Source organism: Streptomyces parvus (genome assembly GCF_032121415.1).
In the GTDB taxonomy this organism is placed as follows: domain Bacteria; phylum Actinomycetota; class Actinomycetes; order Streptomycetales; family Streptomycetaceae; genus Streptomyces; species Streptomyces globisporus_A.
On record NZ_CP135078.1, the window covers coordinates 200,250 to 214,348 of the forward strand.

The window sequence follows — 14,099 nt, forward strand, 5'->3', positions numbered from 1 at the left end:
CCACCCCTTCAGACCCTCTTTCTGCTTCGTTCAGCCCCTGACCCCCTCGGCTGGAGACGCCCTGCCGGGCCGGTCCCTTGGGTCCCTGGCCCGATCGGGCCAGGGACCCAAGGGACCGACGGAACAGATCCCCCCGTGGGGGAGTCGAGGTACGACCAACCCGCCAGGGCCCCTACACTCATTCCGAAAGACAGTCCCTTCAGTCCCTCACCGAGGATCCCGAAAGAGCTTGAACAGCATCTTTCGCCTCATTCAGGGTCAGAAGGCCGAAGCCAGACGCAAGCTGACGGACGAGGACCACGACGTGCCGCGCCACGCAGAGACAAGCCCTCCCGCCCGTACCGGGCGGCTTGTGACCTCGCTCGCGCCGTCCGCCCGCCCCTGCCCGGCCTTCCCCCCGGCTGCCCCCGCCCCCCGCTTCAGGCCGTCCGCCGGTCCTCGCCTGAAACGGGCCGTCTCCCCGACGCACATCCCCTGCCCCTGGCAATCTGTCCGCAACGAGAAGATCATTCATGCCGGCCCAGCAGCAGGGGCCGCCCGACCGCTCCATCTCGAAGGACGTCCATGAGCAGCAGCGCCGAGAGCCCGCGCTTTGACGCAACTGCTGCCGCTCAGCAGATGCTCGCCCTCGAAACCACCCAGGCCCCGGCCCCGCTCTTCCCCGTCCAGGCTGCTCCCGAGGCCCCCGCCGCCCAACCCGGCGGGGCGGGGGGCGAGATCCCCGTGAGCCTGACCGACCGGGGCAACGCCAAGCTCTTCGTCCGTCTCTACCGGGATCAGTTCCGGCACGTGGAGGGCCTGGGCTGGTACTCCTGGGACGGCTACCGGTGGAAGCGGGCCGGAGGCGAGAAAGCGGCCCTGTGGGCGGCCGGCGAGATGGCCGAGGAGATTCCCGACACCGATCCCCGAGGGCTGTTCACCGACCGGGAACTGCACCACCACAAGCGCCGCACCCTGTCGACGACCGGTATGAAGGCGCTCCTCACCCAGGCCAAGGCGTCCCCCGACCTTTCCCTCGACCCCGACACCCTTGACGGCGACCCCTACGCGCTGTGCACTCCGGACGGGGTGGTCGATCTCCGCAACGGCCACATGCGCAAGCCCGATCCCACCCGCGACTTCCACTCCCGCGCCACCAGCGCGTCCCCCCAGGACATCCCCACCCCCCGGTGGCATCGGTTCCTCGAAGACACCTTCGGCAGCGACGCCGAAGGCCGGGAGATGATCGACTTTCTCCACCTGCTCCTCGGCTACTCCATCACCGGTGACGTCGGGGCCCAGGTGCTGCCCTTCCTTCACGGGCAGGGCAAGAACGGCAAGTCCGTTCTCCTCGACGTGATGATCCAGATCCTCGGGGACTATGCCGACGCGGCCCCGCCGGGCTTCCTCATGGACCGTGGCGCATACTCAGAGCACTCCACCGAACTCACCGAGCTCCACGGCCGTCGTCTGATCGTGTGCAGCGAGCTCAAGCCCAACGACCGGTTCGACGAGGCCCGGGTGCGCCTGCTGACCGGCGGAGACAAGATCAAGGCCCGCCGCATGCGGCAGGACTACTTTTCCTTCACCCCCACGCACAAGCTGTGGCTGCTGGGCAACCACCGCCCCGAGGTCTCCACCGGCGGCTTCGCCTTCTGGCGCCGGATCCGCCTCCTGCCCTTCGAACGGATCGTCCCCGACGAACGGAAGATCGACAATCTGGCCGTCGAACTGGTCCAGGACGAGGGCCCCGGGATCTTGCACTGGCTCACCGAAGGGGCGCGCCGCTACCTCGCCACCCGGGACACCCTCGCGGGCCCCGACCGGGTCCGCATCGCCACCACCGCCTACGCCAACACCGAGGACCACATCGGCCGCTTCCTCGCCGAGTGCTGCTTCCACGACCCCGAGAACAGCGACCTGCGGGTCGAACAGGGCCTGCTCTACGCCTCGTACAGCAACTGGTGCGCGACCAGCGAAGGCATCCGCCCCGGAACCGCCCGTGCCTTCGCCACCCGTGTCCGCCAGGAAGTCGGCCTCGCCTCACCCGCCGACATGATCAAATCCAACGGCCGCAAGTTCTACCCCCACCTCGCTCTGGCGGCCGACGAATGAACGTCCCCGAACCGGAGGCACTGCCGCGCGAAAGCGGGCCCCCTCTACGATATGAGTGCCCCCTGGACGTACCTGGCCGCGATCCCCGTCGGGAACCGGTGCCAGGGGCGGCCCGCACCACTGCGGCACCGCACCGCAGATGAACACACGCACTACGCAGGCACCGCCCCACCCGGTGCACGCCGACGAAGGAGAGGTCGCCGCCATGAGCTCGCTACTGACCGACAGCGATCTCGTCCACGAGGCGAATGTCGTGTGGCTCGAAGACCCCGAGGGCCTCGACTACGTCCGCCAGGCCCTGGACAAGACCCCCCGGCGCAAGAACAAACCGCGCTACGCCCGCGACGGCCGCATGATCGGCTACATCGAACTCGGGGCCGACGCCGAGGCGGACCCGGACAGTGGCCTGTACCGGCGCAGGGTGTTCTTCCTGCTTCCGCACGACCGGGACTCCGACCCCGAAGGCGTCTACCGGCAAGGTGCCCCCGGAGAGGCCGTCGACCCCCGCACCATCGAGCCCAACCGCGTCGGCGAGAAGACCCCCCGCTCCCAGCTGGGCACCTCCTCCGCCGTGGCCACCACCGGATCCTAGAACCCCTCCGGCTCTTCCCTCCCGCCCTACACCACCACGTCCCGCCGCGGGGCGATTTCGCATCAACTTCCCCTGTACATAAGGCAATCAGGGCTTTCCAGTGGTCCGGGCCCCAGCCTGTTCCTATTCTTCCGACCATGACCATCGCCACTGAGCCGATCGGCAGCCTTCCGCGCTCCGCGACCCTCATGAACGCCCTCACCGCACACGCCCAGGGAACCCTGGACGACACGGACCTCGCCAAACAGCAGGAGCAGGCCGTCGCGGACACCCTGGCCCAGCTGGAACGAGTCGGCAGCCCTGTCCTCGTGGACGGCGAACAGTCCAAGCCGAGCTTCGCCACCTACCCCGTGGCCGGCCTCGACACCCTTTCCCCGGACGGTGCCGTCATCCCCTTCGCCGACGGGCACACCCGACAGCTCCCCAGCATCACGCAAGGGCCTTTCCGCTACCAGGTGCGGGCCGAGACCTATTTCCGCGCCGCACGGCAGTACACGGACCGCCCCCTGAAGCAGGCGGTCATCGCACCCTCCGCCCTCAGCCTCCTCTACCCCGCCACGCCCATCGAGGGCTACCCCCGCGAGGAGTTCCTGCGCGACCTCGCCGACGAGGCCGAGGCCGACATCCGCGGCTGCCTGGACGCGGGCGCACACGTCGTCCAGCTCGACTTCACCGAAGGGCGGCTCTCCCTCAAGCTCGACCCCAGCGGCGGCGTCCTCGACGACTTCATCACCCTCAACAACGAGGTCCTGGGACGCTTCAGCGCCGAGGAACGCACCCGCATCGGCGTACACACCTGCCCCGGCGGTGACCAGGACTCCACGCACAGCCTCGACATCGACTACGCCGAACTGCTGCCCAAGCTCTTCCAGCTCAAGGTGGGCAACTTCTACCTCGAACTGGCCGGCGAACCGGACCCGGAGCGAGTCCTGAGTATCGTCCGCGAACACCTGCCCCCCACCGCCCGCGTCTTCGTCGGGGTGACCGACCCGATCGACCCCGTGGTCGAGACCCCTGAGCAGGTACGCGACCGCGTCCTGCTCGCCGCCCGCTACATCCCCGCCGAGCAGCTGGGAACCTGCGACGACTGCGGCTTCTCCCCGTTCGCTGACGACGCCTCCACCACACGCGAACTGGCCTTCGCCAAGATCGAGGCCCGCGTACGGGGCACCGCCCTGGCCGAAGAGGCGCTCGGCCTCTGACCCCGGCATCCCTCCCGGTTTCCGGCGGCCCGGCACGGGGACGTCCCCGTGCCGGGCCGCCGGCCGACCTGCCTAGAAAGGGCCGGAGGGCGGCGAAGACAGCTCGCAGGCGCAGTGCTTGGGCAGACTGCTAGGACGAGGAACTCCCACCACTACGAGGAGAGGCATATCCATGCCGCGGATTCCCGTCCACACCATCGACACCGCACCCGCAGCCGGCGGAGAGATTCTGCGCCGGCTGGAGAAGCGATTCGGGCGAGTGCTCAACATCCACGGGGGAATGGCCCATTCCCCCGTGGTCCTGGAGACCTACGCCGCGATAACCGGAGCCGTCGCCGAGCACGGGACCTTCGACGCCCGCACACGTGAGGCGATCGCCCTCGCCGTGGGCGCGGTCGACGCATGCGTGTACTGCCAGGCGGCGCACACGGTGTCGGCGAAGGTGGCGGGCTTCACGCTGGAAGAGACCGTGGCGATACGCCGCGGGGCGCCCGGGAACGACGCGAAGCTCGAAGCACTGGTCCAGGTCGCCCGGGAGATCGCCGGCGAGGTGGGCGAGGCGTCGGACGCCTCGTGGGACGCGGCCGTGGCACAGGGATGGACGGACACCGAGCTCGCCGAGGTCTTCGTCCATGTGGCTGTGAACCTCTACACCAACTACTTCAACCACTACGCCCGCACCGAGATCGACGTCCCCTCCGTCCCCGACATCGACAGCTGACGCTCCGCCCGCACGGCCCCGGACAGGCTCCGGCGGACCACGCGGCCGCCCCTGCCGGCGACCCGCCCCCTTCGAGCTCCGGGGCGGGTCGCCGGCAGGGGCATCGTCGTCCGCTGCCTTCGGGTATCGTCGGCGCCACGATCGTGCACGACCCTGTCCCGGCATCGTCTTTCGGCCCGATCCCTGTACGGAGCAATCGAGTTGATGTCCAGTCAGGGAACTTCCAGTCAGCGAAGACACCGACGGGGAGCGCACGACGGCGCGCCCCTGAGTCAGCGGGGAGGCTTCATGGGCAAGACGGGTGCGCGCCCCAGGGTGCTGGTCGTAGGGGCGGGCCTGGCCGGCACGGCGACCGCGATACGACTGCTCCATTTCGCGAGAAGACCACTGGAGGTCATCCTCCTGGAGCGGCGTCCCCACTACCGCTCGGCGGGCGTCGCTTACCACCGTGACGGCAACCCCTGGGACCACGTCTTCAACATTCAGGCCGGCCGGATGTCGGTGTTCCGCGAAGACGTGCTCGACTTCATCAACTGGGCCAACCAGGAGGCCGACCGCCGTGACTGGCCCCAGCGCTGGGCCTCCTGGAAGTTCACCGAGCAGGGCCCCGCCCCCCGCCGCATCTTCCAGGACTACCTCGACGACCGGCTGATCGAGGCCGCACGGGAATCCTGCTCCGGGGTCGTCCTCGTGGAAGCGGACGGCGAGGCACTCGACACCCGGCCCTGCGACCGCGGCTTCGAGGTGACTGTCAGGGGCCTCACCTCGTACACCACCCAGGGACTGCGTCCCGGGCCGCTCCCGCACACGCAGATCCTCGACGCGGACCACGTCGTCCTCGCCACCGGCCTCGAACTCAAGGAACCGCCTTTCGCCGCCGGCGTGGCCGGGCACCCCTCCTTCGTCCGCAACCCGTACTCCGCGCCCGGTATCCGCAAACTCGCCCAGCTGCCGCCCGACGCCTCCGTCGCCATCGTCGGATCGGTGCTCAGCGCGTACGACTCGGCGGGCCTGTTGCTGCGCAACGGACACGTCGGCCGTATTCACCTGATCTCCAGGTCAGGGACGATCTTCCGCACCTACCCCGACACCCACGAACACGGAGTGTTGCGGCTGCCCCGCCCCGACACCCTGATGGAGCCCTACCGCGACCGCGAGGAATTTCTCGCCCGTGTCAGGACCGCCTGGCAGGCCGCCTGCACGACCGTCAGGGACCGGCATCCCGAGATCGAAAACGTGATCGTCTCCGAACGGGTCGCCAAAGCCTGGGAGCCATACATTCCGGAGGTCATCGACCGCATCCCGACCGATGACCTGCGCCGACTGCTGGACGAGTTCGCCACCAGCCTCGCAGCCCTGCGCGTCGGAGCCGTGGAATACACGATGGCGATCATCGAACGGGCGATGCGCCCCCAGGACGGTCGGGTGGAACTGGTCGTCGGCCGGGTACAGGACATCACCCCGGCGGAGTCCGGGCGGCTGACGGTCTCCGTCGCCGCACAGCACGAGCGGCACAGCGTCGAAGCCGACCTCGTGGTGTCCAACTTCGGCAGGGAGTTCGACTACGCCAAGGTCGAGCAGCCCCTCTGGCGCAACCTTCTCCGCAAGGGCATCGCGGTCCCCCACGAGCGCACAGGGCGCGGCGTGGAGGTCGACGAGTGCGGAACTCTTCTGAGCTCCGACGGCACACCGGCAGGGCCGATCTCCGCCGTCGGCGTACCGAGAGAAGGAGACGAGATCGTCCGGCACGGCCGGACCGGCGCATTCGCGTTCAACCTCGCAGCCATCAAGAACCACTCCGTCTCCGTCGCTGCCCACGTCGTCGAACAGCTTGAACTGCGACAGGACGGCTTCGATGACCTCGCCGCACGGCATCTCCACTACCGGAGCTATGTCAGCAACCCGGAGGAAGCGGTCCGGGAGGCACTGGAGGAGTCTGTGGTACTGGAAGTGCGCAGGCTGGCCACCCGCGAACGAAGGAGCAGGGAAGCACTGGAATCCCTCCTGAACGCCCGCATTCGCTCCATGGGCAGCCTCCCCGTACTTCCGACGGGCGTCCCCCGCGACGAGCGCCTGATGAGGGCAGTCGTCAACCGGGTCGCCGTGGAACGGCTCAACGACGTCTCCGTGACACCACGGCAGCTGCGTCGAAAACTGGGGTTGGAGAACGCCGAACATCCGGAGGACTAGTTGAACGGGAACGGGCGACGGATCCTGGGATCTCTCCTGGCCGGCGGTACCGAGAGTGTGCTTCAGGGCACCTGCAACCGAACGCGAAGTCCGCGCGAAGGAACCATCCTCATCGCCCCTTCCCTCGAAGCAGGGCTGTACGACGCCATCGTGTCCGCACGGGCCGTGGTGTGTGGTTCCGGGGGACTCACCGGCCACATGCAGTCCCTGTGCCGCGGCAGGGGGATCCCGGTACTGCGCGTCGAGGAGGCTGACCTCGCCGACCTCGTGGGCGAGGTGACGCTCTACCTGGAGAGCGCGTCCATCGTCGTCGGGCCCCGCCCCGCCCCGCCGCCCGGGACCGGCAACCCCACGTTGGACGCCATCGGCTCGGCCTGTGCGGTCATTGCGGACCTGCAGGACATCACGACGATCAACTCCTGCGGGCCGGACGCCGCCCGCGTCGAGTCCTTCTTCATCAGAGAGGAGTTCCTCTGCCTCGCACTGGGGCTGAGCCCGCTCGACGCCATGGCTGGCGACACCGCCGACATCACCGCCTACGGGCAGGCAATCGGAGAGCGGCTCTGCGGCTTCGTCGAGGCACTCCTACCTGCGCAGCGGCTCGTTCTGCGCATGCTCGACCTGCGCTCCGACCACGCGGCCGACGTCACCGAGACCGCCCCCGTCGCCGTCGAGCCGAACCCGGAGATGGGCATGCACGGCGCTCGCTGGCTCCTCGGGTCCGTCGGCTACCGGGAGGCCCTGCACGCCGTACTGGCGACCCTCCGCAAAAACCTGGGCGACGCAGCGGACCGGGTGGGGCTCTCGGTGCCGTTCGTCAGCGACGAGAATGAGTTCGCACAACTCAGAGCCCATCTCGACTTACCCGACGGCACCCCTTTGTCCGCCTTCGTCGAGACGCCTTCCGCCGTCCACGCCACCACCGCGCTGTGCGCCGCCGGCGCCAGTGAACTGTTCGTCGGTCTCAAGGACCTGGTGCAGTTCTACCTCGCTGCGGACCGGGGCAACCACCTGGTCGCCGATTCCTACCGCACCCGCCACCCCGCCGTCCTCCACGGCGTTCGCAGCGTCGTGGAGGACGCCCGCGCTGCGGGCACACCTGTACGGGTTTTCTCCCTGGCATCGGACCTGGACCACTACCTCGAACACCTGCCGACACCCGACGGCTACATGATGTGCACCGCCGAACTCAAGCAGCTTCTCCTGGCGTCCCGCTCCCGCTCCACCGGGGGAACGCCAGAGCTTTGAATCCCGGAATGCTTTGGTCCCGTTTCAGTCCCGGAAGAGAAAGTCCAGGTCAGAAGGGATCTGCACAGAATAACGGGACTGACGGGACCAAAGCGGGGAGTTATCACCGCACGAGGTGTCTTCAACACGCGGGCGCGTGTGGGAAGGACGCAAGTAGTCGTGAGCAGCCGATAACTACCGGGTCGGGTCCCGTCAGTCCCGTCGCTCTGAGGGAGAGCTCTCTGACCTGGACTTTTCCTTTCGGGACTGAAACCGTCCGACCCCCCGCGGGACTGAAACCCCCGGGGCGCTGCTGCCGCCTGCGGGACTGACGGGACCCTGATCCGCCGACACGTCCCGGGCCTTCCCTGCCCCTGCGACCCCGTGGGCTACGCTCGTCCCGCAAACCCGATGCTTCAGTCCCGTCAGGCCCGTTGCATCTGCCGGAGAACGGCATGAACCGCGAAAAGGACAATGCGTTGACCCGCCACCCCTCGAACCCACCTGATTCCCCGGGCGAGGCCGTGCACGGAAACGCGGTCGCCCGGTGGTTGGCGGGGGCGGGGTGGCCGGTCCACCCCCTCGCCCCGCAGCAGAAGGTCCCGCCGGCGAACTGCCGGGCGTGCAAGGAGGACCGGCACGCGCCCGCACTCTGCCCGTGCCGAAAGGCAGGACGCTGGTGTCACGGCTTCCACGCCGCGACCACGGACCCTGAGCTCATCGATGCCTGGTGGCACGCCGGCTCCCGCTTCGGGGTCGGCGTCTCCTGCGGTCCCGCGAACCTGGTCGTTCTCGACGTGGATGCCCACGCCGCACAAGTCCCCGACCGCTCGCGTCTCTTGCCGGGCATCCCCATCGCCCCCCAGGTCAACCTCTCCGGACTGGCCACAGGCTTTGACACCCTGGCCCTGCTCGCCGCGCTCCGCGGCAAACCGAGCCCGGCCACGGACACCGGCACGCTGAGGGTGCGCACCCCCTCCGGGGGACTGCACATCTGGTATCGAAACCCCCACCCCGAGACCCGCTACCGGTCCTCGACGGGCTCCAGCCCGAGAACAGCACTGGCCTGGCAGGTTGACGTGCGTTCCGACAACGGCTACATCGTTGCCCCCGCGACCACGACCACCGCGGGCAGCTACCAGCCGCTGGGAGCAACCCGCATCCCGGCGCCACTGCCCCGATGGCTGGCAGCGGAACTCGTACGCACCCACCACGTGCGAGCCGCGATCCCCCGCCCCGCCGCGAGCCACCGCCGCCGCCACTCGGCAAAAGGAGCCGAACGGCTCCTGACCCCGCTCCTGGACGAGGTGTCCGCATGCGCAGCCACCCCACAAGGGGCGAGCTTCACTGAGAAACTCAACCGCGCCGCTTACACCGCCGGAGGGCTCGTCCAAGGAGGCCACCTCCCCGAGGAAGAAGCGCACACCCTGCTCCTGGAGGCGGCCCGCGCGGCCCGCCCCGCCCAGGAGAGCCGTAACCTCACGATCATCGAGACAGCTCTGTCTGCGGGTGCCCAGCGCCCACTCCACCCCCGAGGACGTTCATGAGCGCCGAGTCCACACGCTTCGACGCGCAAAGGGCCGCAGCGCAGATCCAGCAGCAGACACTTGCCTGGGATCCGCCCGAGTCGCACGCGAACCTGCCCGCTCAGCAGACCGACCCCCGCCCACAGCCCGTCCCGGAGCCGGACGGACTGCTTCCCAACTCGTTGACGGACAGGGGAAACGCCAAACTGTTCGCCCGCCTCTACCGCGACCAGTTCCGCTACGTGATCGGCATGGGGTGGCATTCCTGGGACGAGTACCGGTGGAAACTGACCGGCGGCGACGAGGCAGCGGTCTGGGCTGCCGGGGAGATGGCCGAGCAGATCGCCCAACACGACCCGCAGGGAAGATTCACTCCCCGACAGTTGGCCGCGCACCGACGGCACTCCGAATCCACCTCAGGACTCAAAGCCCTGCTCTACCAGGCGCAGGCCGCCCCCGGGCTGCGCCTGGACCCCGACGTCCTTGACGGCGACATCTACGCCCTGTGCACCCCATCCGGTGTCGTCGACCTCAGAACAGGAACGCTGCGCAAGCCCGATCCGCTTACGGACATGCACTCGCGGGCCACCTTCGTGGCGCCACATCCCATGCCCATCCCGCGCTGGGACAGCTTCCTGCGCGACACCTTCGGCGAGGACACCAAAGGCAGGGACACCACCCACTTCCTGCACCTCCTTCTTGGCTACTCCATCACCGGCGACGTCGGTGCGCAGGTTCTGCCCTTCCTCTACGGCTCCGGAGCCAACGGCAAGTCCGTGCTGCTGGAAGTGATGATGCAGATCCTGGGCGACTACGCCAACGCAGCCCCGCCCGGTTTCCTCATGGAGAAGGGCAAGTTCACCGAGCACTCCACCGAACTGACCGAACTCCACGGCCGACGCATCGTGGTATGCAGCGAGCTCAAGCCCAACGACAGGTTCAACGAATCCCGCGTCAAGCTCCTCACCGGCGGCGACACCATCACCGCACGCCGGATGCGACAGAACTTCTTCACCTTCACCCCCACGCACAAGCTGTGGCTGCTGGGCAACCACCGCCCCGAAGTCGGCACCGGCGGCTACGCCTTCTGGCGCCGCATGAGGATCATCCCCTTCGAGCGGAGCGTCCCCGACGAACGGAAGATCGACAACCTGGCCGCCGAACTCGTCCGCGACGAGGGCCCGGGCATCCTCCACTGGCTGATCGAGGGAGCCGGACGCTACCTGACGACCCGCGACCCGCTCACCGGACCGGCCTCCGTGCGGCTGGCGACCGCCGCCTATGAGACGACCGAAGACCACGTGGGCCGCTTTATCGCCGAATGCTGCACCAAGGGCGAGGGCGGACGCCCCAATCCGGAACTGCGCGTCGAACAGAAACTGCTGTACGAGACCTACGGCCGGTGGTGCTCGGAGGAAGGCATCCGGCCCTCCACCAGCCGTGCCTTCGCCAGCCGCATCCGCCAGGAACTCGGCCTGTCCTCACCCGCAGAAATGATCAAGAACAACGTCAAGAAGCTCTACCCCGGCATCGCCCTGCTCCACAACGGAAACACCGATGGCCCGAGCGGGACGCCATGACGACCTTCCGCACCCGGGAGGGGCGCACGGCCCGACCGTACGATGGACGATGCTGGCCGTCCCACCTCGCCCCGCGAGCCGGCAAGACGAACAGCATGAAAGCCCCACCCCCAGGCCGGTGCCCGGCCGCCAAGACCCAGGAGGCCTGATGAGCGCGATTCCGCAGGAAGGCGATCTCGTCCAGGAAGCCGAGGTCGTATGGCTGGAGGACACCGAAGACCTCGACTACGTCCGCCAAGCCCTGGACAAGGTCGGCACCCGCAGAGGGAAACCCCGATACGAGCGCGACGGGCGGATGATCGGCTATACCAACCTGACGCCCACCGCGCCACGCAGCGCGGACAGCGGCCTCTTCGCGCGCCGTACGTTCTACCTGTTGCCGCACGACCGCCCCAACCAGCCCGGTGATCCCGAGTGCCCCTACCGGGTGGGCTCACCCCTGGAAGCCGTCGACCCCCGAACCGTTGCGGCGGGAAAGGTCGGAGCCAAGACCCCTCGTTCACAGGCCTCGGGGGAGATAGTGTCCGTCCGCCCGTAGAAGGGCGGCTCGGATGGAGGCTCGGGAGTGCCCCATACCAGCACCGGGAATGCGCGAAGGGGCGGTGGTGGGGCGCGTTGGCTGTGGCTTTCGTGGGCCTCTTGGTGCCGGGCGGGTGTCCTGAGCAGGGCGCCTGGTGCCGCGCCTGTGCCTTGCTCGGGCCTTTCGCTGTACGGGTGGCTGCCGCGGCAGGCGCGGGGAGCTCAGCTGACTCAGGACGCTAGGCGGCCCTCCGTACGTGGGTGGTGTCGGAGTCGAGAAGAGCACCGTCGGCCCCCACCGGCGCGAGGTCTGGCACCGGGGTGCCGTGCCGGTCGAGGAGGACGGAGTGGCTCTCGCCAAGTGCGAAGGCGTGCCGTTCGCCCCACTGCCGCAGCGTGAGGACGACGGGGAAGAGATCGCGGCCGGCGTCGGTGAGGACGTATTCCTGGCGCCGCCCCGATGGTGCGGGGCGCTGGACGAGGAGTCCGTGGGCGAGGAGCTTGCGGAGGCGGTCGGTGAGGATGTTGCGCGCGATGCCGGTCCGCCGCTGGAAGTCGGTGAACGAGGCCGCGCCGTCCATGGCGTCACGGATGACGAGAAGGCTCCACCGGTCGCCGACGAGGTCGAGCGTGCGGGCGACGGGGCAGTCGGGGTCGGTCCAGTCGGAGGCAGCCCTGTCGGTTCTGGCGGTCTCGTCTGTCCTGTCGGTCTTTGCTGGGGCGGGGTCCGGGGTGTCCAGGGGTGTGCGGGCCATGACACCTTCCAATCAGTTGCGTATTGAAACCATCATGCCGTAGCATCCAATCAGTTGCAAAATGCTACCAACTGGATGGGTGTAATGAACACATGGCGGCGATTGCTGGTCGCGGTGGTGTGCGGTGTCGCGGTGGCGAGCATCTATGCCGCGCAGCCGGTTCTGGAGCCTATGGGGCGTGACCTCGGTGTGCCGCCGGAGCTCACGGGCTGGATCGTCGCCACCGGCCAGTTCGGCTATCTGGCAGGGCTGTTGCTCCTGGTGCCGCTCGGCGACGTGGTCGACAGGCGCCGCCTCATCGCCGTGCACCTGGCGGTCGCCGCAGCCGGAATGATCGTGACCGCCTCCGCGTCGTCAGCGTCGCAGGCGTTCGTGGGGCTCGCGGCGGCCGGGCTGTTCGCGGTCGTGGTGCAGACTACGGTGGCCTACGCCGCGTCGGCTTCCCCGCCTGCCGAACGCGGGCGGACCATCGGTGTCGTGACTACGGGCGTCGTGATCGGCATCCTGGGCGCGCGGATCGTCGCCGGCGCCCTCGCCGACGTGGGGGGCTGGCGCAGCGTCTACGTCGCGCTCGCGGCCCTCTCCCTCGTGCTCGCGGCCTTGGTACTCGCCGTCCTGCCGCCGGAGACACGTACCAGCCCCGTCGCGGGATACCGGCAAGTCGTCGGCTCGCTCGGCGGACTGTTCGGGCAGCGCGCCTTCCTGACGCACGGCCTCATCGCGTTCTTCCTGTTCGCGTCATTCGGCACGCTATGGAGCGGCCTGTCCCTGCCGCTGGCGGACGCACCCTGGCAGCTGAGCGAAAGCCAGATCGGACTGTTCGGCATCGCCGGACTCGCGGGCGCACTCGGCGCGGCCCGCGCGGGTCGGTGGGCGGACGCGGGGCACGCGGCCCCGGCCAGCGGCCTCGCGCTCGCCCTCCTCGTCCTCTCATGGGTGGCGATCGCCCAACTCCCCCGGTCCCTGGGGCTTCTCATCGTCGGCATCGTCGTTCTCGACTTCGCGGTCCAGGTTGTGCACGTGAGCAACCAGCACGTGCTCACTGCCACGCATCCCGACTGCGTGAGCAGCGTGATCGGCGGCTACATGGTCTTCTACTCACTCGGCTCCGCCCTCGGCGCGGCCACGACCACCCCCGTCTTCACCGCCTACGGCTGGGCAGGATCCAGTCTCCTCGGAGCCGGGTTCGCTACCTGCGCGCTGGTCGTCTCGGTGGTCGGCAGGCACGCCCACCACCTGGGCTTCAGAGGTCCCGCCGAACAAGTCGGCGGAGCGGCCAGCGGTGCGTCGCCGCGTTTGCGACCGGAACCCGCGGCAGACATTTCCGCTTCATGAGCCATCGATGAATTCCTTTGGAGCTGCTCGCCGGTGAGCGTGACCCGGCGGCTTTTCACGTTCGACAGCCATACTCCGAGCCGCACAGACGTCCATCGCGGTGTTTGGAGCGGCGAGGGTTTCGTACGTGGTGGCGTAGGCCCGGGCCGCACTGAGGTTTTCCTCCCATGCCGCGTCCGCCGGGTCCCAGACGATGCCGAGCGCTTCCAGGTCCTCGGCCCGCTCGGGGAGCATGATCCCGGCCCGCATCGCGCGGCGCTGATCGGACAGCCACCGCCCCAGCGGGAACCCGCCCTCACCCGCCTCGTCCCCGCCTTCACCCCGTACGCCACGACCCTCGACGTGGTTGTAGGGGACG

The 14,099-nt window shown here is 68.8% G+C and carries 11 protein-coding genes and 1 pseudogene; 10 read left to right on the plus strand and 2 right to left on the minus strand.

The features are described 5' to 3' along the window. Positions 1-564 precede the first annotated feature (564 nt). From RNL97_RS00855 to RNL97_RS00895, 9 genes are all read left to right on the plus strand, one after another. Positions 565-2,094 carry a DNA primase family protein gene (locus tag RNL97_RS00855; RefSeq protein ID WP_030592539.1) on the plus strand — a complete coding sequence of 510 codons (1,530 nt, stop codon included), beginning with the start codon at positions 565-567 and terminating at the stop codon, positions 2,092-2,094. A gap of 205 nt (positions 2,095-2,299) precedes the next feature. Beyond that, positions 2,300-2,686, plus strand: coding sequence for a DUF6009 family protein (locus tag RNL97_RS00860; RefSeq protein WP_030592536.1), 387 nt, complete (start codon positions 2,300-2,302; stop codon positions 2,684-2,686). A 137-nt stretch (positions 2,687-2,823) separates the two neighbouring features. Beyond that, on the plus strand, positions 2,824-3,888 hold the full coding sequence (locus RNL97_RS00865; RefSeq protein ID WP_243316627.1) for a cobalamin-independent methionine synthase II family protein: 1,065 nt from the start codon (positions 2,824-2,826) through the stop codon (positions 3,886-3,888). A 172-nt stretch (positions 3,889-4,060) separates the two neighbouring features. Further along, positions 4,061-4,609: a carboxymuconolactone decarboxylase family protein gene (locus tag RNL97_RS00870; protein WP_030592530.1), complete on the plus strand. Its 549-nt coding sequence runs from the start codon at positions 4,061-4,063 to the stop codon at positions 4,607-4,609. A gap of 288 nt (positions 4,610-4,897) precedes the next feature. Beyond that, positions 4,898-6,799, plus strand: a complete 1,902-nt coding sequence (locus RNL97_RS00875; RefSeq protein WP_313750229.1) for an FAD/NAD(P)-binding protein — start codon at positions 4,898-4,900, stop codon at positions 6,797-6,799. After that, the gene (locus RNL97_RS00880) at positions 6,800-8,047 is read left to right on the plus strand and encodes a putative PEP-binding protein (protein WP_030592526.1); all 1,248 of its coding nucleotides are present in this window, start codon (positions 6,800-6,802) and stop codon (positions 8,045-8,047) included. Between the two features lie 434 nt (positions 8,048-8,481). Continuing rightward, on the plus strand, positions 8,482-9,573 hold the full coding sequence (locus tag RNL97_RS00885; protein ID WP_243316629.1) for a bifunctional DNA primase/polymerase: 1,092 nt from the start codon (positions 8,482-8,484) through the stop codon (positions 9,571-9,573). Further along, the gene (locus RNL97_RS00890; RefSeq protein ID WP_030592523.1) at positions 9,570-11,132 is read left to right on the plus strand and encodes a DNA primase family protein; all 1,563 of its coding nucleotides are present in this window, start codon (positions 9,570-9,572) and stop codon (positions 11,130-11,132) included. The genes RNL97_RS00885 and RNL97_RS00890 overlap by 4 nt, the downstream gene beginning before the upstream one ends. 148 nt (positions 11,133-11,280) lie before the next feature. Next, positions 11,281-11,670, plus strand: a complete 390-nt coding sequence (locus RNL97_RS00895; protein WP_030592521.1) for a DUF6009 family protein — start codon at positions 11,281-11,283, stop codon at positions 11,668-11,670. A gap of 220 nt (positions 11,671-11,890) precedes the next feature. On the opposite strand, the gene RNL97_RS00900 is transcribed toward RNL97_RS00895, so the two are convergent. Further along, positions 11,891-12,406, minus strand: coding sequence for a winged helix-turn-helix transcriptional regulator (locus RNL97_RS00900; protein ID WP_030592519.1), 516 nt, complete (start codon positions 12,404-12,406; stop codon positions 11,891-11,893). An 84-nt stretch (positions 12,407-12,490) separates the two neighbouring features. On the opposite strand from RNL97_RS00900, the gene RNL97_RS00905 reads away from it, so the two are divergent. After that, positions 12,491-13,741: an MFS transporter gene (locus RNL97_RS00905; RefSeq protein WP_032766731.1), complete on the plus strand. Its 1,251-nt coding sequence runs from the start codon at positions 12,491-12,493 to the stop codon at positions 13,739-13,741. Here RNL97_RS00905 and RNL97_RS00910 read toward each other — a convergent pair. Beyond that, a pseudogene (locus RNL97_RS00910) lies at positions 13,736-14,032 on the minus strand (helicase associated domain-containing protein); the annotation flags it as partial. The gene RNL97_RS00905 and the pseudogene RNL97_RS00910 overlap by 6 nt on opposite strands. Positions 14,033-14,099 lie beyond the last annotated feature (67 nt).

What these genes read in the sequence shown, in the direction of transcription:
- RNL97_RS00870 (WP_030592530.1), top strand. Translation starts at nt 4,061, where the DNA reads ATGCCGCGGATTCCCGTCCACACCATCGACACCGCACCCGCAGCCGGC.
- RNL97_RS00855 (WP_030592539.1), top strand. Translation starts at nt 565, where the DNA reads ATGAGCAGCAGCGCCGAGAGCCCGCGCTTTGACGCAACTGCTGCCGCT.
- RNL97_RS00905 (WP_032766731.1), top strand. Translation starts at nt 12,491, where the DNA reads ATGAACACATGGCGGCGATTGCTGGTCGCGGTGGTGTGCGGTGTCGCG.
- RNL97_RS00890 (WP_030592523.1), top strand. Translation starts at nt 9,570, where the DNA reads ATGAGCGCCGAGTCCACACGCTTCGACGCGCAAAGGGCCGCAGCGCAG.
- RNL97_RS00860 (WP_030592536.1), top strand. Translation starts at nt 2,300, where the DNA reads ATGAGCTCGCTACTGACCGACAGCGATCTCGTCCACGAGGCGAATGTC.
- RNL97_RS00895 (WP_030592521.1), top strand. Translation starts at nt 11,281, where the DNA reads ATGAGCGCGATTCCGCAGGAAGGCGATCTCGTCCAGGAAGCCGAGGTC.
- RNL97_RS00885 (WP_243316629.1), top strand. Translation starts at nt 8,482, where the DNA reads ATGAACCGCGAAAAGGACAATGCGTTGACCCGCCACCCCTCGAACCCA.
- RNL97_RS00900 (WP_030592519.1), bottom strand. Translation starts at nt 12,406, where the DNA reads ATGGCCCGCACACCCCTGGACACCCCGGACCCCGCCCCAGCAAAGACC.
- RNL97_RS00875 (WP_313750229.1), top strand. Translation starts at nt 4,898, where the DNA reads ATGGGCAAGACGGGTGCGCGCCCCAGGGTGCTGGTCGTAGGGGCGGGC.
- RNL97_RS00865 (WP_243316627.1), top strand. Translation starts at nt 2,824, where the DNA reads ATGACCATCGCCACTGAGCCGATCGGCAGCCTTCCGCGCTCCGCGACC.